Genomic DNA, 21,002 nt, shown 5'->3' on the forward strand with positions numbered 1-21,002 from the left:
GGTTTTTAGTTTTATGTACCAAACCTAATTATTATCTGGTTTGTTTACCTGATTTGTGGGTTTATCGTTAAACCTAAATTGGGTGTAATTTATATCATCTTCAATATTTTCTTTTCCTCTCCGCAAGACTCTCTAATAGTCAGTTTTGGTGACAAAATGATCTGTTTGGGTGGTTCGTCACTGCCTTCTATTCGGTGAAGTAATGTTTTAGCGGCGACATGACCCAGCTCTTGGGCGCACGCTGATACTGTAGTCAGTGGGGGGATGGTCTCTGCTGATTCAGGTAAGTCATCAAAGCCGACGATGGCGATATCAGTCCCGACCTTCAACCCTTTGTCTTGGCAAGCTCGTATCGCGCCGTAGGCCATGGTGTCGGTGTAACACACTAACGCGCTCAACTGAGGGTGTTCACGGAGAAGTTCCATAGTAAGAGAGTAGCCTTCTCGCCTTGAATTTTTATAGCCCTTGGCAATGTAGTCGTAGTTGGGTTGCACTCCTCGCTCCATTAGCTTACCGATGTAGCCTCCGACGCGATGAGACGCTGTTTTTGATGTGGCCAGATTGCCGACAAAGCCAATCTTGGTATGGCCAAGGTCGAGCAGGTACTCAGTGGCAATCTGTGCGGCTTTAAAGTTGTCGATGCCCACAAAGTCATAGTCATCAAGGTCTGGTGAGCGCACAGCGAACACCACGGGAATGTTTCTGCGCCTCAGTGCGTGAAGGTAGTCAGTATCTAACCCCTTTGCCGGACAGATAATGAGACCCGCTGTATTTTGGCTCATTAATGATTCAATGAACCTTTGCTGTTTGTCGGCGTTCGCTTCGCAGTTGGCAAGAAACAGCAGGTAGCCACTCTCATCAAACTTATGACTGATCCCCGCGGTCAATTGGTTGTATATGGGGTTGGTGATGTCATGCAAGATCAACCCCACAGAATTGCTTTTTTTACTGCTTAAGTTGGCGGCAGATTGATTGTAGACATACCCGACCTCTTCTATAGCTGCAAAGATGCGCTCTCTCGTTTGTTCAGATATGCGTCCCTTTCCCCTTAACGTGAGGGAGACAGTCGTTGCACTTACACCGCAGCGATTAGCAACGTCATGAATAGTTGGTTTAGCCATGATTTATCCTCGGTTTATCGGTAAATCATTAAAACGGCTAATTCTCCTTAATTCTAGTGAGGAGTATCACAGAAATCGTTGGTTTGACGCCGTGTTGATAAATTTTGAGTGGTTTAACGGATAAACCTATTACTAAAAAATTTATCTCTTGGGGTAATTTAAAAAGCGTCAAACGACAGCACGAAAAACAGAATTCTGTACCTACATACAAATAAACAAAATAACGATTAACGTGGTAAGCAAATGAAAATTAGCAACCTTGACTCCATACAAAAGTTCGCGAAGGCCATGCTCTTCGCCGTAACCTTTGTATTGCCGTTCGCTGCCATCATGATTTCACTCGGGTCGATTATGATGAGCCCGGTGTTACTTGGTGGTATCCCTTTTGTTGGTGATGGTTTTGCCTTCTTTGGTAAATACCTCAATGTTGGCGGCTGGGTGATTTTGTCCAACCTTCCAATATTCTTTGCTCTGTGTGTTGCCTCTTCCCTGACAGGTAACAAGCAAGCGGGGCCCGTGATTATCGCCGGTTTGTTCTTCTTGATGCTGCATAAGCTCTGTGGAGAATTGAGCGTTTGGTATTTCGGCACCTTTAAAGGCATCGATACCATCAACAACGCGATGGATCTCGTCAGCGTGACTGCCAACCCAGACTATGCGGATATCTTCCAAGTGGTGCTTGGCATGCCGACCTTCCGTGTTGGTATCGTGGGCGCAATTGTCGTCGGTATCCTCTCTGCTCAAATTTGGGAGAAATACAAAACCTTCGATAAACTGCCGATGGCACTCGACTTCTTTAACGGTCAACGCTTCTGCGTCATCGTGACCTTCTTCTATGCCTTCGCGTTTGCCCTAGTTCTACTCGTGGTATGGCCGCTTGTTGGTGTGGGTCTCGACAACTTCAGTGTCTGGGCGGCGAACAATGGTGATTATGTCGCACCATTCTTCAAAACACTGCTTGAGGTAATTCTTCGTCCAATTGGTATGCACCATGTGACCAACTCAGTGTGGGAATACACGCCAGTGGGTGGCGAGTTCTACTCAGAGCTCAAAGACATGTCGGTAATCGGTCTGCACCAAATGTGTCCGGCTCGTATGGATGAAATCATTCAGTACGTGAACATTGGTGACATGGCAAACGCGAACGCACTAATGGAACAGCCTCAAATGTGTAAGGTTATGTTCGCCGCTGACTTCCACGGTATCTTCACGCTACCGGGTGCCGCTCTAGGTATGTACCTAGCGATTCCAAAAGAGCGTCGCACAGCAAAAGTTAAGTCAATCTACCTAAGTACGACTCTGGCGGTAGTGTTTACAGGCTTTTCTGAGCCACTTGAGTTCATGTTCGTGTTCGCATCACCAATTCTATACGGTGTGAACGTTGTTTATCAGTCAATCATTGCCATGATTCCTGACCTGTATTCAGACATCTTTAACGACCCATCGATCATGACTTGGTACCTACGCGGAATTCCAAACGTGATTACCACGGGTGTGCTATCGGTCGGTTACATCATGGGGCGCTGGTGGGAGATGATAGTGTGGCTTGTAACAGGTATCGCTTGGTTCGGCATCTACGCAGGTACATTCAACTACATCATCCGCAAGAAGGACATCATCATCCTAGGCCGCGAGAAAGAAGGTGCAGAGGAAGATGAAAGTGAATCCTTCATTGGCAAAATGGCAGGTCAAAGCAACACCCGTGTAGAAGGCATCATTGCAGCCTTGGGCGGAGCTGAGAACATCGCGACAGTCGATAACTGTATGACTCGTCTACGTCTTTCGGTTCACAACAAAGAGCTGGTCGATATGTCGAAGAAAACATGGCAAAAACTGGGTGCACTGGATGTGGTCGATGCAGGTGGCAACAACATTCAAGCCATCTACGGAGCCTCGGTGAGTAACGTCAAGATTCAACTAGAAGACTATCTAGAGGAGCTAACAAGGCAGTCAAATCAAGCCAATCCGTTAGCTATCTAAATCAAATAAACAATAACTTTTTAATTTCAGACCCTACTCGCCAGCGAGGTAGGTAGGGTCTCTGTATTTTCGAGTGAGGAAATGATGTCAGAGAAAAAAATCGCAAACGTTGTAATGCAAACACACTGGGACAACGAATGGTACTTCACAGACCGTGAAGCTCAGGTTCAATTAACTTATAACGTACGTGAAATTCTATCCATGCTAGAGCGTGGAGAAATGAAATACTTCTTGTTTGATGGCCAAACTGCGGCTATCCAAGACTACCTAGATGTTTGCCCTGAGGATCGCTCTCGCATCGTCAAACTTGTTGAAGAAGGCAAGCTGTTCATTGGTCCTTGGCACACGCAAGCTGAAACCTTCGCAGTGTCTGGTGAAGCGATGATCAATAACCTTATCTATGGTATTGAGTATGCGGATCAACTTGGCGGCTCGTCTTACGTCTCTTACCTTCCAGATAGTTTTGGTCACCCGACAGATTTCCCTAAAATCTTCAACGGCTTGAACATCGAAAATCTGTCTATCCGCCGTGGTATGGGTGACAAGCACAACGTACCAACCGAGTTTTGGTGGGAAAGTAACGATGGCTCAAAGATCATGACTAACGTGCTGATCGATGGTTACCACTGGGCAGTTGAACCTTACTTCGAAGGTGATCTGCTAACGCGAAATATTCGCCCTGAGTGTACAACGAATGACATGACCTCACTGGAGTTGGCAGCGCATAAAGCACCAACCAACAACTTCCTATTGCCTCTAGGTGAAGACCAAACACCAGCATTCGCCAACTTCTACGAGTTGCTTGATAAGTACAACAAAGAATCAGACTTGTATGAGTTTGTAGAAACCACTTACCAAGAGTTCTTCGCTAAGGTTCGTGAAGAGGCGGGTGATAAGCTGCCAACCTATAAAGGTGAGTTACTGTGCCCTCAGTATTCTCGTATTCACAAGTCAATTAACTCAGTACGTTACGATGTAAAACAGCTTCACGACAAGGTTGAACGCCTGATGACGTACACTGTTCAACCATTGATGGCAATGGCTGACAAGGTGGGGCTTCCTTATGAGCGTGGCCTGCTTAAAGAGATTTGGAACTTACTCTCACGTGCTCAAACCCACAGTGTATGTACCAACACGGATGAGACCAATGAGCGCATCTATGTTCGCCTAAAAGAGGCCTATGATCTCGCGCTAACGGCGCAAGCCTTTATTGCCCGTAAGCTGGCGGTATCGTCTAAGTATGGCGATAACAGCACACCAATGGTTGTGGCAAATACGCTTCCTAAAAAGCGCGTGTTTACCGACCGCTTTAAGATCTACACCAAGAATGAGCACTTTGCGCTGATTAATGATGGTCAAGAGATCCCATACACTATCATTGGCAAAACTCGCCCTTACGGTGGTGTCATCCGCGGTGATGAGAGCCTGCACGATGAAGAGAAGTACTATTTCATCACTGAAGTAGAAATGACTCTAGAAATGAATGGCTTCTCTTACAAAACTATCGAAGTCGATGACTCTAAAGCGGGTTCGGATGTCACTCTTGCTGTCAACGAAGCGGGCAATGAAATCAGCAATGACGACTACCGAATTGAATTGAACGGTGGTGAAGTTGAGATCACCAATCTGAAAACGGGTGTCACTTACACTGATGCACTTCGATTCAGCAATGATTCAGATGCGGGTGATAACTACGACCATAGCCCAATGGACAATGACTGGACGCTAGATTTAGACCTGAATAACTCGTTAGTAACGCTTGAGAAAACACCAACGACTCAAACCATGACAATGAAAGGTAAATGGCTGGTGCCTGCGAACATGGAAGAGCGCGCGGCTCGAGTTGTGAGCAGTGAGCTGGCGTACCAAGTTTCTCTCTCGCTATCCAACACATCAGAAGTGATTGGCGTTCATGTTGAGGTCGATAATAAAGCGCTGAACCATCGTTTGCGCATGGTCGTGGACTCTCAAGTTGCAAGTGAGTTTTCATACGCAGGTACTCAGTTCTCAGAGATTGCTCGTGAAGTGAATCCACCTGAGCTAAAAACGTGGAGAGAAGATGGTTGGTTGGAAGAGCCTACGACCACTGAGCCTCTACTTAACACAGTAGCACTGAAAAATGATGATAAGTTTACGGCAATCTTTGCTCACGGTTGTAAAGAGTATCAAATCGTTGGCAAGGACTTCGACAAGATTGCAGTGACGCTATTCCGTGCCTGTGGCCACTTTGGTCTACCTGATCTTTCGCGTCGTCCGGGTCGCGCTTCTGGTACGCCGAACAAGATCACGCCAACGCCTGACAGCCAACTGCAGAAAGTGATGACGTTTGATCTTGGGATTGTTACCGGTGATCACTACCAATCAAACCAAGTGCGTCAGCAGTACGTCGAGTTTGCAACAGAGACCGTGTTCTATCATGAGCAAAACCTATGTCGTGCGGGTGAGTACAACATCAGTTTCTTTGCGACGAACCCATTGCGTGACCAAGTACCAGCAAACTTTAGCTTGTTTGAACTAGAAAGCACAGATGCCGTGTTCTCAACACTCACCAAAGCTAAAGACAATAATGGCTACATTCTTCGCACCTACAACTGTGAAGAAACTGCGATTGAAGCTGGTACTCTGAAGTCTGCTTATGGCTATCAGGCTCAAGAAGTTACTAACTTGCTAGAGCAAAGTCAGGGCGATGTGACTCCAGAGCTTCGTCAAGGCGAGCTTCGTAGCGTACGTATTGCTTAACCCTCCGCTGAACTGTGGCCAACCTCGGTTGGCCACATTCTAAGAAGTCTATATGTTAATTGATGATCCTATTTTTTATATGGTCGCTATTCCGGCCATTTTGGTTTACGGGATAGGTAAGGGAGGTTTAGGTGGAGCGGTCGGTGACGTAGTGGTTCCACTTATGGCGCTCGCTATTTCACCTAAACTTGCGGCGTCGATTCTCATGCCGATCCTGATTGTTATGGATATAGCTGCTCTTAAGCATCACAGACGGAATGTTGATTGGTCGCAGATTAAGGTTATGTTGCCTGGTGGCCTTATTGGTGTCGCTTTAGCGGCTCTGTTCTTAAAACAGCTACCCGAATATGGATTGCAAATACTCATTGGCGCAATCTCTGTTGGCTTTGTGTTCCTATATGTTTTCAAGCGCAGCGCAACAGAGAAAAAAGTGGGTCGATTTGGTGCCTCTGTTTGGTGTGGCTTGGGTGGTTTTACGAGCACGGCGATACATGCGGGCGGTGGTCCAGTCAGTATTTACTTGCTCCCACAAAAGCTCAGCAAACTGAAGTTGATTGGCACCATTGTCTGGTTTTTCGCAATCATTAATTTTGCAAAACTGGGCGTGTATACCTGGCTTGGCGGTCTCAGCATTGACAACTTAGTGACGGCTGCAGTACTCGCACCTTTAGCGCCCATTGGCGTAAAACTTGGCGTTATTCTGCTTCACAAAGTGAGCCAAGAACTGATTTATAAGCTTTGTTACCTATTCTTGTTCATTTCAGGTAGTAAGCTCCTATTTGATGGACTTTCACACATGTAGTCCGCTCTTGCCACTCTATGCACACCCCCAGAGATTTGCTTACAGAGTGGCCCTTTTTCGAATAAAAGACATGATATGACTTTGAAAACAGACATTAAGCTAATCGCATGTGACCTTGACGGGACACTGCTTTCAAAAGAAAAACGTATTCCAGAGTTCACAAGTTCCATTCTTAGACAGGCACAAGAGTTAGGCTTTGAGGTTGCTTTTGCAACTGGTCGCCATTTCTTAGACGCGCGTGCCATTGCTACTGCGGCTAATCTTTCACCCCACTTTGTCACCATCAACGGTGCGCAGGTGCACCTTTCTGACAATACGTGTCTGGAAGCTGTAACTTTGGAACCTTCTCTCGTCGCTCAAATTATCGCTATGGTAGCCGAAGATGAAGATATCAATACCAACCTCTATGGTGAGAATTTGTGGTATGTGGGGCAGGAAACGCAATGGCTTAGGGATAACGCCCCGCGTATTCACCTTGATTATCAACTGATTGACCTAGCGAGTCCTCCTCTTCAAGGCATCCACAAGATCTACTTTACTTCTTCGAGCAGTGACAAACAGGTGCTTCCCAAACTTGAGATGGAAATGAAACAAGCGTTAGGTGAAAAATTATCGATATGCTTTTCTTCCCCTTTCTGCCTCGAAATTATGTCCAATGGCGTACACAAGAAAGCCGGTTTGCAGACGTTAGCGCAAAGACTGGATATCTCTTGCGACCAAATACTGGCTTTTGGAGATGGCATGAATGATGTTGAGATGCTTGCTGGTGTGGGGCACGGGCTTTTAATGGGGGATGCGGCGCAACGAGTGGTGTCTGCACTATCACAGGTAGAACAAATTGGTACAAGCGAGGAGCAGGCTGTTGCACACTTTATTAAGGAGCACTTGCTATGAATGAGACCGAGTGTGTAGCAAGCTCGGTGTCCCCTGTGTCCAGCTTACCTCTCGACGATTGGCGGTTCGGTCGTTGCCAAATTAACTATCGCGACAGTGTTGAAGTATTAGAGATTGAGCACCCGCAGGCCCGATGTGAGATAGCGTTAATGGGTGCACAGCTGTTGTCTTATCAACCGAGCGGGCGCGCTGACTACTTCTGGTTGAGTGAACAAGCGAAATTCGATGGGGTAACAGCTATCCGAGGGGGTGTACCCATTTGCTGGCCTTGGTTTGGCAAAGCAAATAAAGCGGGTTCACAGGCACCCAGTCATGGATTTGCCAGACTCATGAAATGGGATGTGGCCAGGTTGATCAGTGATGAGAACAGTGCGGTTATCGAGCTGACATTAGATGACTCCAGTGCGACGTGGGAATGGTTTCCATACCGGTTTCAGTTGCAGCTTAAAGTTACTATCGGCGCATCGCTTAAAATGGAACTTGTCATCCATAACCGAGATGCTCATGCATTTGAATTTACTGGCGCACTTCATAGCTACTTTAGGGTTTCAGATATTGCAGATAGCAGGGTTAAGGGTCTTAGCAACCAGTGCTTGAATAGTGTCAGTGAGGGCGTACCTATCACGGTAGACCGCCCATTTCGCGTAGAGAAGGCACTCGATCATGTGTTTGAGAATCCGAAGCAGTTTTCACTTGAATGTGAAGACGGATTAACGATCCACTCTCACAATGCAGACAGCATAGTGGTGTGGAATCCTTGGTTTGAGGGAGCGCAGAGTATGTGCGACATGGGTGATAGCGAGTTCCGAACTATGATTTGTTTGGAGCCAGCTATTTTCAAGAACGCAATAACGCTCGCACCAAACCAAAGTTTTGTGCTTGATATGACGGTTAGTCACTCTAGTGGTGAAACTCACATTTAATCACAGGCCTAACCCCTAAACGTCGCCCTCCATTCTGAGGGTGACGTATTAAAACTCTTCTTGAAATGCTTCCTAAAGACGCTCTCAGAGCCAAAGCCCGCGAGTTCGGCCGTTGTGGCTATTGTGTAATCGGTGGATTCCAAGAGTTGCTGGCTTAGCGCTAATCGCCGATTTAAAAGCCACTCACCAAACGTGCAGCCATAGGCAGCTTTAAACTGTCTGGTAAAGGTTCGGCGACTCATGGCGCAACGAGTAGCAATGGTATCCAAATCGTAATCGGCAGCAAGGTTTTGCTCGATGGCCGTAATCACGTGACCAAAGCTCGTGGACCTTTCCGGTTGCTTGGCGATTGGGTTGGGAATGTACTGCTGCTGGCCTCCACTTCGAAATGGCGCTGTGACCATCATACGCGCTATCTGTGAGGCGACCTCACTACCGCATAGGGAACGCACGATATGTAGACAGCAGTCGAGAGAGGCTGCCGTGCCTGCCGAGGTTATGATCTGGTGCTCGTCAATAAAGAGTGGATCGCAATCAACGATGACATTGGGAAATTCGGCCTGAAAGGCGTCTTGGAAACCCCAGTGCGTGGTCGCCCGTTTGCCATCTAGCAGCCCTGCTTTTGCTAATGCGTAAGCGCCAAGGCATAGCCCAACGATTGTTGCGCCTTTTTGGTGAGCTGCTCGGAGTTTACCTAGCAATAGCTCACTTGGTTCTGGTAGCGAATTTGGCCAACTCGGAACGATGACGATATCGGCAGCGTCAACAGCCTCAAGGCCATGGGTTACAGAGGCTTGGAAGCCGGTACTGAGCGATACCGCATTCGCATTTTCGCTACAGATGGTCAGATGAAAAGCGGGCGTTTGATCGACAAACACGTCCTGAAAAACCAAACATGGCACTGACAGGTGAAAGGCACTGATGTTATCGAGAGCGATGAGCGCGATTTGATACTGTTTCATGGAATGGCCCAATATGAGCGATTAATGTCTCTTGGGACAGTATTGCACACCTCGGCGAACTTGCATAATGGTCACCACGACGAAACGGGAGGTAACCATGAAAATCCATCACTTGAGAAGCGCAACGTTTATTATTGAATCTGGCGAACACTTTATTTTGATTGACCCAATGTTGGGTGAAAAAGGGTCCATGCCTCCGTTTTCTGTATTCAGATTTAAGGCTGAGAAAAACCCCACAGTTGACCTTCCTTTGAATGCTGAAGGGGTTCTTAGCAAAGTCAACCAAGCCTTGGTCACACATAGCCAGACGTTTGGCTTCAAGCCGCTCCAGCACGGTGACCACCTAGATCCTGCGGGAGAGAAATTTTTGGTTGAGCAAGGTATCCCTGTGACTACACTCGCTAAGGATAAATCCTATCTTGAAAAGTATGGTATGACGGTTGCCAATGGTCTGGAAGCGTGGACACCGACGCCATACCTTGGCGGCGAAATTACCGCTGTACCTGCTCAGCACGGCCACGGTTGGATTCACAAGGTGATGGCAAATGGCAGTGGCTTCTTTTTACAGTTGCCTAATGAGCCAAGTATCTACATCAGTGGTGATACGGTATTAACGGACGATGTGAAACGCGCACTGACTGAACTTAAGCCAGACATTACCGTGGTTGCTGCAGGACAAGCACAAATGGATGTGGGTCAACCTTTATTGATGCCAACTGATGAAGTGATGGAATTTATCCAGCTATCACCGGGTAAGGTTATTGCCAACCACATGGAGGCACTCAACCACTGTCCGGTTGATAGAGAAACTCTGGCTAACTCAATACAGCAGCTTGGTCTTGAACAAAAAGTGTTGATCCCAGCCGATGGTGAAACCCTAGAGTTTTAAGTACATGATATGGAGGTAAAGGTATTCACCTTTACCTCTGATGTGGCTTAATCGTTGTCAAAAGTGTCGAAACGCTCATAGAGCACGCCCGCCACTCCGCCTAGCTGACTAAGACGCTGTGCGGGGTCACCGTAGACTATCTCTAACTCTGCGCCTTGTGTGATAGCTTCAATGATTAAAGGGTTGCACTTTTCTGTATCAAAAGGGTAGGGAAGGACCACTTTTTTCACTCTTCCATCGAGCAATGCGCCAAAGGTGCTATCTAGACCAAAGACACTGACATTACTGCCAAGCATAGAAAGCTCGTTCAATATTGTCATATCTTTGAGTCTCTGTTGATTAGCCGCAATCTGCTGCACAGATTGGCATAAATCTTCATCATCGATATCAAATGCCAACGGCTCTAATGTCACTAAATGCCCGGCAATAGCGTTATGGAGAGAGTATTTTACCCCCTGTGCGATTCGAATATTGCCCCCAAAGATCATCTGTCGATAATCAGGGACCGAAAAAAAGTGTTCGTTGATATCAACAGCCGCTGATTCTCCCTCGAAGGCTTCGCTAATCGCGTCATTGTCAGTCGTTACTGGTACGGGTTCACTGTTTATTTCACTCTCGATGATGGTCGAGTTTTCGGTGGAGGAATGATTAATGACGATAATTCGGTGGCCCATCTCAGAGAATAAAATAACGCAGTATTTGTTATAGCCTTCGGTATAACTCAGGAGCTTTCCAAGTTGGGGTATTCCGATGTCAACTTCGGTTTCAACCAAAGATGGCAAAGGTACAACTAAATCTTTGACACCACAGCTAAATATAGCAATGGAAGGTGTACTCGGATGGTCATCCTCAACCAAGCTCAAAACATGCGCCTCAACTTCCGTCCAGCTCTTCATATTCTCCGGCAGTGCCGCAATATCGCTGCAGGAAAGGTCGAACAAAGCGTTGTTGAGTTCTTGAGACCAACGAGGCAGCTGCTTGCTATTTTGTGGGTCGCGCTGATCGATGCCGATAAAGGCCGAAACGACCTCGCGTCCAGCTTTCACGCTACCGGCAAAGTGGTCATGAACGCTTTCGAGGGTATGTTTGGTTGATAGCTTCATTTTCAAAGATCTTAGTGTTAGATGAGTACGACGCAGAGCGTCAGATACACCGCAATAAATATGGCAACGAACACCATGGCATCAGATTTCATTAGAACGCATTCCAGTATCTACAGTTGACGGATATACGAAGGCAATGCACCGCCTTGCTTGGTCAAGACTAACTGCCAAACATTTAATGTTCTGGCTCTGAAAGCACCAGCGCTTGCCAGCAAGTAATAACGCCACATGCGGTAAAAGCGGTCGCCATACTTTGATTCAAGTAAGAACCAGTGCTCATTAAAGTTGTGATACCAAGCGGTAAGTGTTTTGTCGTAACAAGGGCCGAAGTTATGTAAATCTTCAACGTTAAATAGCGCCTCGATGGCCGTGCTAAGTTGCGATAGAGATGGAATAACACCATTTGGAAAGATATAGCGATCAAACCAAGGGTCGGCTTTGGTCTTGGAAGTTATTCCGCCAATGGTATGCAGTAGGAACACGCCATCATTTCTCAAAAAACGATGAATGTTGCCAAAATACTCGGCGTAGTTCATTGGGCCGACGTGCTCGATCATACCGACAGAAACAACCGCATCATAAGGCTTTGTTGGTTGAAACTCTCGGTAGTCGAGGAGGATAAAGTTCACTGGCAGATCTTGCTTGTCTGCTATCTTCTGACCAAGTTTAGCTTGTTCAACGGAGAGAGTAAGGCCATCACACTCAACGCCGTATTTCTCGGCAGCGTAATGCATCAAGCTTCCCCAACCACAGCCAATATCAAGGATGCGCATTCCTGGTTTGAGGTTTAGCTTACGGCAGATGAGATCAAGTTTATCTTCTTGTGCTTGCTCAAGGCAGTCGGTATAGCGCCAGTAGCCACAAGTATAAGTCAGGCGCTTATCCAGCATTGATGTGTAGAGATCATTACCGATATCATAGTGATGACGGACACTGTCTTTGGACTGAGTAATGTTTTGTGGGTTAAACAGATTCATGAACTTCTGCTTGCCAACAGCAGCCCCGAGTCGAACTGCCATCATTGCATCGAACTTGTCTGCGATATTGGCCCTTAACAGTCGATTGATGAGTTCAGCGAGGTCATCGCAATCCCAAAGTCCATCCATGTAGGCTTCGCCAAAGCCTAACGAACCGTCAAGCAGGATTCGCTCAAAGGTTTCAGTGCTATTAATTTGAATATCCCAGGGATTTGAACCGTTGATCTCGATACCAGAGCCGTATAAGAGATCGTTGAAGAGATTTGCCTGCTCCATTCTGTACCTTTGCTTACTCAGACATGATAGGTTTGTTTGAGTCGATACTAGAGAAATCTTATAGAGAGAGAAGGAAATTGAGATATTCAAGTTTGAATATCAAAGCGGGTCTGACAATGCCGAGCTATTTGGAGAGTACGTGTTGAAGCTTTTAGAAAATCAATGGAATGAGCTATTGGATGGACGCCTATTGTGGCTACCCAACTATTTTACATCAGAGCAAGCCAACGCTTACCATCATCAGCTTTTAGAACAATTGGCGTGGCGGCAAGACAGCATTGTGATGTTTGGAAAAAAGGTTGCGATACCGCGTCTGCAGGCTTGGTACGGTGATGCAAGTTATACCTATTCGAACCTAAAACTGGAGCCTTTACCTTGGAATCCGTTACTCAACAGTTTGAAAGCCCATTGTGAGAAGGTTGCAGACAGTCAGTTCAATTCCGTGCTCGCGAATTTGTATCGTGATGGACAAGACTCCAATGGTTGGCATAGTGATGATGAGAAAGAACTTGGCATTAATCCAGTCATTGCCTCGATGAGCTTTGGGGCCGAGCGGCGGTTTTTACTCAGACACAAAATGACCGGTGAGAAAGTGGAGTTTAATCTCACATCTGGCTCTCTACTGATCATGGCTGGAGAAACTCAACATCATTGGCAACATACCATTCCCAAAACTAAGCGATTTGTCGAACCTAGAATTAACTTAACTTTTCGAAAAGTTCTGGTTCCCTAAAACAACAAAAGCTCCCGACAGGGAGCTTTTGACCAGCTAAATCAGAGTTTGATTATGCTTTTGCAGATGCTGCTTTTTTTGTGTTCTTAGCGTAGCTAGGCGTTCTTGCTACAGCACGCTTAGATGCTGGCTTCTTCGCTGCTGGCTTTTTCTTCTTTTGCTGAAGACGCTCAGGAAGAATCTGAGTTGCGAATACATCTTCTACAGTCTCAGCGCGCTTGATTAGCTCAGCTTCACCGTCTTTAACTAGTACAGTTGCAGGACGTGGTAGAGAGTTGAACTGGCTTGCTTGAGACTCTGCGTAGTGACCCACATCCATGATAGCTAGGATATCGTTAGGTACTAGCTCAGGCATGCGTGCACCGCTTTCCCAGATTGATGGGATACAGATTGGGCCTGCGATCTCTGTTGTCTTCTGCTGAAGAGGTTGTGTCATCTTAGTTGCTGGTAGAACTGGGTTCTTAGACTCTTGAGACTCAACCAGTACGGCTAGGTATGTTGACGCGTCAACCATTGTGTAACTATAGTCCATCTCTTGGTCTTCTTTCACTACGTACACAGAAGTCAGTAGCGTACCGATGTTACCTGCGATGTAACGACCCGGCTCTAGCCATAGTTGAGGGATCTCGAAGCCTTCTTTGTTGAACTCTTCAAGCATGCCGGCACAAACCACTTTTGCGTAGTCTTCAATCGTGTTCGGGTTCATTAGGTTTTCAACACTACGACCTTCTGGCTCACGCTCACGTGGCCAACCGCCGCCAAGGTCGATTTGGAATGGCTGAACGCCACACTCACGAGAGATTTCAATCACGTTGCGAGCGTATTCACGGTAAAGCGCATCCCAACCAGCTGGATCTTTAGAGAAACGGCCTAGGTGAGTGTGGAAACCGTAGAATTCGAATACGTTGATTTCTTTTACGCGGTTGATGATTTTCTTCGCTTCTTCTTTTAGAAGACCGAATTTGATCCACTTCATCGCGCCCTTGAAGTCAGGGAATGGGTATGCGTCTGGTGTAAAGTTATCAAAGAACTCTTCTGGGATAACTTTTAGACGTACTGCGATGCGTACTTTCTCTTTTGGCTTTACTTCGCGAGCGATGCGCTCAACGATTTCGATCTCTTCGTATGAGTCTAGGTGGATTGCGTAGCCGTACTCAATCGCTTTGCGGATAGCTAGCTCAGGCTTAACTGTACCGTTAAGTGCGATCGTTTTTGGATCTGCGCCGCCGATGTGAGTCGCTTCAACTTCACCTGGACCGAAACAGTCACCACCCACGCCTTCTTCGTTACAAATAGCACGAACAGCAAAGTTAGTGTTTGATTTGATAGCGAACATAACGTTCACAGGTTTTGGCCAGTTTGAACCAAATGCTGCTTTAACGCGGCGTAGGTTGCCACGCAGTGTGTCTTCGCTAAGAACGAATAGCGGGCTTCCGTATTGCTCAACTAGGTCAGAAGCTTTGCAGCCGCCGATATAAAGGTCGTCGCCTTTTGTGGTTAGTTCGTCAGTTGGCGTTAGGATGTTTTGTAGACGCTCAGCGTAGTTTTGGTTTGCTTTGTGCTCAGCAAGAAGTTGCTTTTGCTCTTCTAGTACAGAACTTAGTTGCTTTACTGAGTCTTCTAAACGCGCTTGATATTTCATATTCGTTCCTCAGGAAATCGTTGAAAAGGTATGAACTGATTTGTTGCTAAGCAGTGTAATTGGTGGTTGAAAAAACAACACGTCACCCAGAGTCAAAAAAACTTACACCTAATAAATATGGCTGGAATCCAGTTGATAGGTCTGATGAATATGTTGTTAACATTCATTCGTTGCCATAGGTATGTTACTTCGGCGTAACTGGTATACCAAAGTATCAATTAAATCAAATGGTGGGGCGGAGTTACGTTCGATTTCGTTGCTATTTGAGAGGGTTGTTGTTTTTTTGTTAAGAAAAATCTGGTTTCGCCAAAGCGTCAAGTAACACTCCCTTATTAAGATCACATTTTTTGGCGTTTTTGGTCAATAAAGTTGACTCTCAGTGACGTTACAAGTTGATGCTTAGTGATTAATTTGTAATCACTAACTCGAGGCAAGGCTAATAGCGCCCGTTCTGTTATTAGCCAAATGTGAGGCCGAAGAGAGAGTAAACACAACAATAGATCAGTACCAACACAGTCATTTCAATCTTCATGAGGTAATTACTATGTCTTTTGATATCTATAAAGCTAAAGGTGTATTCGCGACAGTGGACGCTGCGATTGAGGCTACTCATAAAGCTCAAGTTGAGTTCTACGCTAACTCTACCAAAGAAGGCCGCGAAGCTATCCTTACTGCCATTCGAGAGGCAGTGCTTGCACGTGCAGAAGACTTTGCAAAGATGGTTCGTGAAGAGACGAAATTAGGCCGTGTTGAAGAAAAGATCGCTAAGCACCAGTTAGCAGCGCTAAAAACCCCAGGTACCGAAGTGCTAGAGACTAAAGTATGGTCGGGTGACCACGGTATTTCTCTCGAAGAGCGGGCTCCATACGGTGTTATCGGTGCGGTAACGCCAGTAACTAACCCAACCGAAACCATTGTAAACAACGCTATTTCTATGTTGGCTTCAGGTAATGCGGTGACCTTTAACGTGCACCCGTCGTCTAAAGTAGTGTCTGCGGTCATGGTTGACATGCTCAACAAAGCTATCGTTGAAGCGGGTGGTCCAGAAAACCTCATCACTATGGTTAAAGAGCCAACTCTTGAGACACTAAGTGAAATCGCTAAATCTCCATTGGTGAACATGCTTGTGGGTACGGGTGGTCCAGGTTTGGTAAAAGCTATTCTGCAATCAGGTAAGAAAGGCGTTGGAGCAGGCGCAGGTAATCCACCTGTTATTGTTGACGCAACTGCAAACCTCGATCTTGCTGCGGCAGGCGTTTATGGTGGCGCATCTTTCGATAACAACCTTCTGTGTATCGGTGAAAAAGAAGTGTTTGTTGAAGATTCTGTAGCGGATGAATTCCTAACAAAACTTGAAAGTGCGGGCGCATACGTACTGACTGCGGAAGAAGCTGAAAAACTCACTGCTGAAATTCTCACGATGGATGACATTGACGGCGCGAAGCCGTGCACTGCACAAGAGATTGCTCGCGTATGGCACCCAGTGAAAGAGCACGTAGGTCAAGACGCAAGTGACATTCTAAAGTCTATCGGCGTTGAATCGGAATCTCGCCTTGCAGTTATGGTGGTGGATAATGACCATCCGCTGGTACACGTAGAGCAGATGATGCCTGTTCTTCCGGTTGTTCGCTGTGCAAATATTGATGAAGCGATTGAGCGCGCAGTGGCCGCTGAGCGTGGTAATAAGCACTCTGCATGTATCTACTCTGGCAACATTGAGAATGTGACTAAGTTTGGTCGAGCTATCAATACCACTATCTTTGCTCACAATGGCCCAACTTTGTCTGGAGTAGGCTACAACGCAGAAGGTACCTCAACGTTCACCATCGCAGGTCCAACGGGTGAAGGTATTACTAACGCGTACTCATTCACTCGCGCACGCCGCTTTGCGATAGCTCAAGGTGGTTTGCGTATCGTCTAATGAGTCGCGACGATAGATTTAAAGGAAGGCTGAAGCGTATGCTTCGGCTTTTTTTCTCTATACAAACTGTGCTCCCTATTAAGTTTCCTTTCATCTCTTATTGAGCCTTTCTTTATATATGATTAACTGACCTTCATTGAAAACCAACCTCAGAGTCATTCAATGAAAACCGTTCTAATGACAGGTCTAACCGGCACACTCGGCCCTAAAGTCGCTGCACAATTTACGCTCCGTGGGTGGGGAGTTCTAGAGTGGAACCACCACATCGTATCTCCACAGGATGAGCAGCAAAGCACACAGTTTTGGCACAAACACTCGATCGATGCTGTCTGTCATATGGCCATGGGAGACGAAAACTGGGCTGCTTGGCTCGCCATGCGTTGTAAAGAGCAGGGGATCCCTTTTCTTTTTGTGAGCACTGCTATGGTGTTTGATTCTGAGATTGATGGACCTTACGGTATCTTTCAAGAACGCAATGCGAGAGAGGCGTACGGGCAGTACAAAATCCAGTGCGAAGATGCGATTTGGAATGTCAATCCAGATGCGATGATCGCTAGGATCGGATGGCAGATCCACGACGAAACCACTGGTAACAACATGTTGGCGCATTTAGAGCAGCAACATCTAGAGCAAGGGGTTATCAACGCCAGCGAGGCTTGGTTTCCGGCCACATCACATATGGATGATACGGCCATTGCGTTTTTGCAGCTGATTGAAAGAAATGAACCTGGCCTGTACCACCTAGACAGTAACGCGACCGAGCGATGGAGTTTTTATCAACTGGTTTGTGCTCTGAGTGAGCATTACGACAAAGGTTGGCACGTTGTCTCCAATACTGATTATGAACACGATCAGCGTTTGGTGGACGAACGTATTGCGCTCCCTGCGCTTAGTTATCGATTTGGTTAGGTAAGCTCGAGTTCAACGCCAACTTTTTGAAATGGAGAGAGCGTTGCATCACCAGATGATCTCTACGCCTAGCTTAGTCTGCTATGGCAGGATTGCATTGATGAACGTGATTAAACATCCAACTACGTGTTCTAAGTGCATGTTATAAGTCCATGTCAAACAAAGATTTAATTCATAATTCAGCTCAATATGTTATGAGTTACCGTTACTTCATTGCTTAGTAAAAGTAACACGCCTTACCCCGCACGGCCGCCTGATTATCTGCCATGATGCTGCTAACTTACTGATCTTTCGTGCTGCTTCTTTCCTCCGATTTTTTCGCCCCAAACAGTCAAGTAACATACTTGTCAGAAATAGGTATCTTGGTCAATTAAACTGACGCTGAGTGACATAGTTTCGATGAATGCTTGGGGTAAATTGTCACCATCTTGAGGCTAGCGATAAAGCTCAGCCAACAAGCTCAAAAGAGCAGATAGAAGGCAAAACCCAGCTCTTATAGCACCAAATCTCACGAGGTAATCATTATGTCTTTTGATATCAACAACGCTAAAGGTGTATTCGCGACAGTGGACGCTGCGATTGAAGCAACTCACAAAGCTCAAATCGAGTACTACGTTAACTGTACTAAAGAAGGTCGCGAAGCCATCATCACTGCAATTCGCGGTGCAGTATTAGCGCGTGCAGAAGACTTCGCAAAAATGGTTCGTGAAGAGACCAAACTGGGTCGTGTAGAAGATAAGGTTGCTAAGCATCAGCTAACCGCTGCTAAGACGCCTGGTACTGAAATCTTAGATACTCAGGTTTGGTCTGGCGACAACGGTATCTCTCTAGGTGAGCGTGCACCTTATGGTGTTATTGGCGCAGTAACGCCAGTGACCAACCCAACAGAAACGATCGTTAACAATGCTATCTCTATGTTAGCAGGTGGCAACGCAGTAACGTTCAACGTTCACCCTTCATCAAAAGTTGTGTCTGCGATGATGATCGACCTTCTGAACGAAACTATCGTTGCTGCAGGTGGCCCTGAAAACCTAGTCACTATGGTGAAAGAGCCAACACTAGAAACCCTAAACGAGATTGCGAGCTCTCCACTAATCAACATGCTGGTAGGCACTGGCGGTCCTGGTCTGGTAAAAGCGATTCTTCAGTCTGGTAAGAAAGGTGTGGGCGCTGGCGCTGGTAACCCACCGGTTATTGTTGACGCATCAGCAAACCTAGACCTTGCAGCTGCTGGCGTATACGGCGGTGCTTCTTTCGATAACAACCTACTGTGTATCGGTGAAAAAGAAGTCTTCGTTGAAGAGTCTGTAGCGGATGCATTCTTAGACAAACTAGAAGAAGTTGGTGCGTACGTGATGTCGGCAAAAGAAGCAGAGAAGCTGACTGACAAGATCCTAACTCTTGATGAATTTGAAGGTGCGAAACCATGTACTGCACACGAAATTGCGCGTGTATGGCACCCAGTGAAGCAATATGTTGGTCAGGACGCAGGTGAAATCCTGAAGTCGATCGGCGTTAAGTCTGACACTCGTCTGGCAGTTATGTTGGTTGAGAACGATCACCCACTCGTACACGTAGAGCAAATGATGCCTGTGCTACCAGTGGTTATCTGCAAAGACATCGATGAAGCGATAGAACGTGCGGTAGCAGCTGAGCGTGGCAATAAGCACTCTGCATGCATCTATTCAGGTAACATCGAGAACGTCACTAAGTTTGGTGGTCGCATTAACACGACTATCTTTGCTCACAATGGTCCAACACTTTCTGGTGTAGGTTACAACGCAGAAGGTACGTCAACGTTCACAATCGCTGGCCCAACGGGTGAAGGCATCACCAATGCACTATCGTTCACACGAGCACGTCGATTTGCCATCGCTCAAGGCGGTCTGCGCATCGTTTAATTGATAACGAAATCAAAATATCTCATCGACTCTTCCCAAGCGATGATATACCTAGCCGAGCGAAAGCTCGGCTTTTTTTATTCCAGTTTTGCTCGCATTAATCAATATGCAATTTGATTGGTATTTGGAGCTGAGGCACACTGACTTTTACTGCACTGTACCGTTCTTTAAGAGGTGTCATGAAAGCCATATTTATCCTATTTATTATAGCCTTATTGTCTAACTCTCCAGCTCTCTCAGCGACTTTGAAACTACCAGAATGCTTACTTGAACAATCTCTAGAAACAGAAGTCCACTTTTATATAAGTGAAGATGTCTTGAACGAATACTCTCCCGAATTTGTGAAAGCGAAGATCGACAGTTGGATCGCATATGCTAATACCACCTTGAAGAATTCGTGTATTCCTACAAGAAGAAGCGCTACTCATATTGAGTATGTATCTGAATTAGATAGCTCGTGGTTTCAGGATGTCGATGTCGCAGAGCGGTTGCTAAAAAATGAGCTTGGGCGCCAAGTTCCTGAAACAAATGCCAACGGACACCCTATCTTTAACGCAATCGTGTTTTCTAACTGGTTGAACAGTTACAAGTCTCAGTACTGTGGCTACGCGTCAAGCTCGACATTCTTTTTCACCATAGCTCTAAATTGTCCAGATTCTGTCCTCGAGCATGAGATAGGGCATTTAAGCGGAGCATCTCACGATATAAAGACCTTGAAAGAGGGTGTGGAAGCGTTTGATCTTGAGGAGTATTGGATGAGTAGCTACCCTCCGGGTAAACCCTATTCTTTAGGCTATGTATGCGCTGGTCGCGGCACGATAATGTCTTATGAAGATGACCGAATGCCTGTCTATTCAAACCCAAACATATATTGGGATAGCAAAATATGTGGAGACGCAGTTACAGCTGATAACAGTCGTGTACTAACTGAGTTCGCCAAGCAATACTTGGTGAGGTAGTCTGGAGCTACGTACTCTGTACCGCCTTTATCAAAAATATGATTGTAGCGAGACGGCAGGTAATGTTTGGACTATGAAGCCACTTTTTGAACAAGTCAAACTGCCTGTCCACTAATTTATCAATAACAAATGTGACCGAGTTAAAGTATCAGAAACACAAAAAGTGTCGGCAGTCTCATTTATCAAATTAAAGATTTATTTGTATTATAAGATTATGTAAGGTTTTGTGTAACGGCCCACATTTGAAGGTTAAGTACCTAAAAATAGCTGT

The 21,002-nt window shown here is 46.2% G+C and carries 16 protein-coding genes; 11 read left to right on the forward strand and 5 right to left on the reverse strand.

Annotation, left to right across the window (positions count from 1 at the left end; translation table 11 throughout):
• Positions 1 to 89 precede the first annotated feature (89 nt).
• Entirely contained in the window at positions 90 to 1,121 is a 1,032-nt protein-coding gene (locus tag LY387_RS21560; protein WP_234496264.1) for a LacI family DNA-binding transcriptional regulator, read from the reverse strand.
• A gap of 243 nt (positions 1,122 to 1,364) precedes the next feature.
• Here LY387_RS21560 and LY387_RS21565 point away from each other — a divergent pair, with 243 nt between their 5' ends.
• The 5 genes from LY387_RS21565 (at position 1,365) to LY387_RS21585 (ending at position 8,459) form a co-directional block, all read left to right on the forward strand.
• A complete protein-coding gene (locus LY387_RS21565; protein WP_234496265.1) occupies positions 1,365 to 3,101 on the forward strand; it encodes a PTS transporter subunit EIIC in 1,737 nt (578 codons plus the stop codon).
• Between the two features lie 81 nt (positions 3,102 to 3,182).
• Positions 3,183 to 5,840 (forward strand): glycosyl hydrolase-related protein, encoded by a 2,658-nt coding sequence (locus LY387_RS21570; RefSeq protein ID WP_234496266.1) that lies wholly within the window; start codon positions 3,183 to 3,185, stop codon positions 5,838 to 5,840.
• 52 nt (positions 5,841 to 5,892) lie between these two features.
• Positions 5,893 to 6,642 (forward strand): sulfite exporter TauE/SafE family protein, encoded by a 750-nt coding sequence (locus LY387_RS21575; RefSeq protein WP_234496267.1) that lies wholly within the window; start codon positions 5,893 to 5,895, stop codon positions 6,640 to 6,642.
• A 75-nt stretch (positions 6,643 to 6,717) separates the two neighbouring features.
• A complete protein-coding gene (locus tag LY387_RS21580) occupies positions 6,718 to 7,536 on the forward strand; it encodes a Cof-type HAD-IIB family hydrolase (RefSeq protein ID WP_234496268.1) in 819 nt (272 codons plus the stop codon).
• Positions 7,533 to 8,459, forward strand: a complete 927-nt coding sequence (locus tag LY387_RS21585; RefSeq protein ID WP_234496269.1) for a D-hexose-6-phosphate mutarotase — start codon at positions 7,533 to 7,535, stop codon at positions 8,457 to 8,459. Before LY387_RS21580 ends, LY387_RS21585 begins: the two co-directional genes overlap by 4 nt.
• Before the next feature lie 8 nt (positions 8,460 to 8,467).
• On the opposite strand, the gene LY387_RS21590 is transcribed toward LY387_RS21585, so the two are convergent.
• On the reverse strand, positions 8,468 to 9,421 hold the full coding sequence (locus tag LY387_RS21590; RefSeq protein WP_234496270.1) for a GlxA family transcriptional regulator: 954 nt from the start codon (positions 9,419 to 9,421) through the stop codon (positions 8,468 to 8,470).
• Positions 9,422 to 9,518: 97 nt separating this feature from the next.
• Here LY387_RS21590 and LY387_RS21595 point away from each other — a divergent pair, with 97 nt between their 5' ends.
• Positions 9,519 to 10,310 (forward strand): MBL fold metallo-hydrolase, encoded by a 792-nt coding sequence (locus tag LY387_RS21595; RefSeq protein WP_234496271.1) that lies wholly within the window; start codon positions 9,519 to 9,521, stop codon positions 10,308 to 10,310.
• Positions 10,311 to 10,357: 47 nt separating this feature from the next.
• On the opposite strand, the gene LY387_RS21600 is transcribed toward LY387_RS21595, so the two are convergent.
• Together LY387_RS21600 and cfa are read right to left on the reverse strand one after the other, a co-directional pair.
• Positions 10,358 to 11,413 (reverse strand): hypothetical protein, encoded by a 1,056-nt coding sequence (locus LY387_RS21600; protein ID WP_234496272.1) that lies wholly within the window; start codon positions 11,411 to 11,413, stop codon positions 10,358 to 10,360.
• A 110-nt stretch (positions 11,414 to 11,523) separates the two neighbouring features.
• On the reverse strand, positions 11,524 to 12,666 hold the full coding sequence (gene cfa, locus LY387_RS21605) for a cyclopropane fatty acyl phospholipid synthase (protein ID WP_234496273.1): 1,143 nt from the start codon (positions 12,664 to 12,666) through the stop codon (positions 11,524 to 11,526).
• 142 nt (positions 12,667 to 12,808) lie between these two features.
• On the opposite strand from cfa, the gene LY387_RS21610 reads away from it, so the two are divergent.
• A complete protein-coding gene (locus tag LY387_RS21610; protein WP_234497816.1) occupies positions 12,809 to 13,399 on the forward strand; it encodes an alpha-ketoglutarate-dependent dioxygenase AlkB family protein in 591 nt (196 codons plus the stop codon).
• A 52-nt stretch (positions 13,400 to 13,451) separates the two neighbouring features.
• On the opposite strand, the gene LY387_RS21615 is transcribed toward LY387_RS21610, so the two are convergent.
• Positions 13,452 to 15,041: a diaminopimelate decarboxylase family protein gene (locus tag LY387_RS21615; protein WP_234496274.1), complete on the reverse strand. Its 1,590-nt coding sequence runs from the start codon at positions 15,039 to 15,041 to the stop codon at positions 13,452 to 13,454.
• Between the two features lie 544 nt (positions 15,042 to 15,585).
• On the opposite strand from LY387_RS21615, the gene LY387_RS21620 reads away from it, so the two are divergent.
• The 4 genes from LY387_RS21620 (at position 15,586) to LY387_RS21635 (ending at position 20,731) form a co-directional block, all read left to right on the forward strand.
• Positions 15,586 to 16,962: an aldehyde dehydrogenase EutE gene (locus LY387_RS21620; protein ID WP_234496275.1), complete on the forward strand. Its 1,377-nt coding sequence runs from the start codon at positions 15,586 to 15,588 to the stop codon at positions 16,960 to 16,962.
• A 162-nt stretch (positions 16,963 to 17,124) separates the two neighbouring features.
• Positions 17,125 to 17,871 carry a sugar nucleotide-binding protein gene (locus LY387_RS21625; RefSeq protein ID WP_234496276.1) on the forward strand — a complete coding sequence of 249 codons (747 nt, stop codon included), beginning with the start codon at positions 17,125 to 17,127 and terminating at the stop codon, positions 17,869 to 17,871.
• A gap of 524 nt (positions 17,872 to 18,395) precedes the next feature.
• Positions 18,396 to 19,772 (forward strand): aldehyde dehydrogenase EutE, encoded by a 1,377-nt coding sequence (locus LY387_RS21630; protein WP_234496277.1) that lies wholly within the window; start codon positions 18,396 to 18,398, stop codon positions 19,770 to 19,772.
• A gap of 179 nt (positions 19,773 to 19,951) precedes the next feature.
• Positions 19,952 to 20,731: a reprolysin-like metallopeptidase gene (locus LY387_RS21635; RefSeq protein ID WP_234496278.1), complete on the forward strand. Its 780-nt coding sequence runs from the start codon at positions 19,952 to 19,954 to the stop codon at positions 20,729 to 20,731.
• Positions 20,732 to 21,002 lie beyond the last annotated feature (271 nt).

The sequence above is a fragment of the Vibrio maritimus genome (assembly GCF_021441885.1).
GTDB lineage: Bacteria > Pseudomonadota > Gammaproteobacteria > Enterobacterales > Vibrionaceae > Vibrio > Vibrio maritimus_B.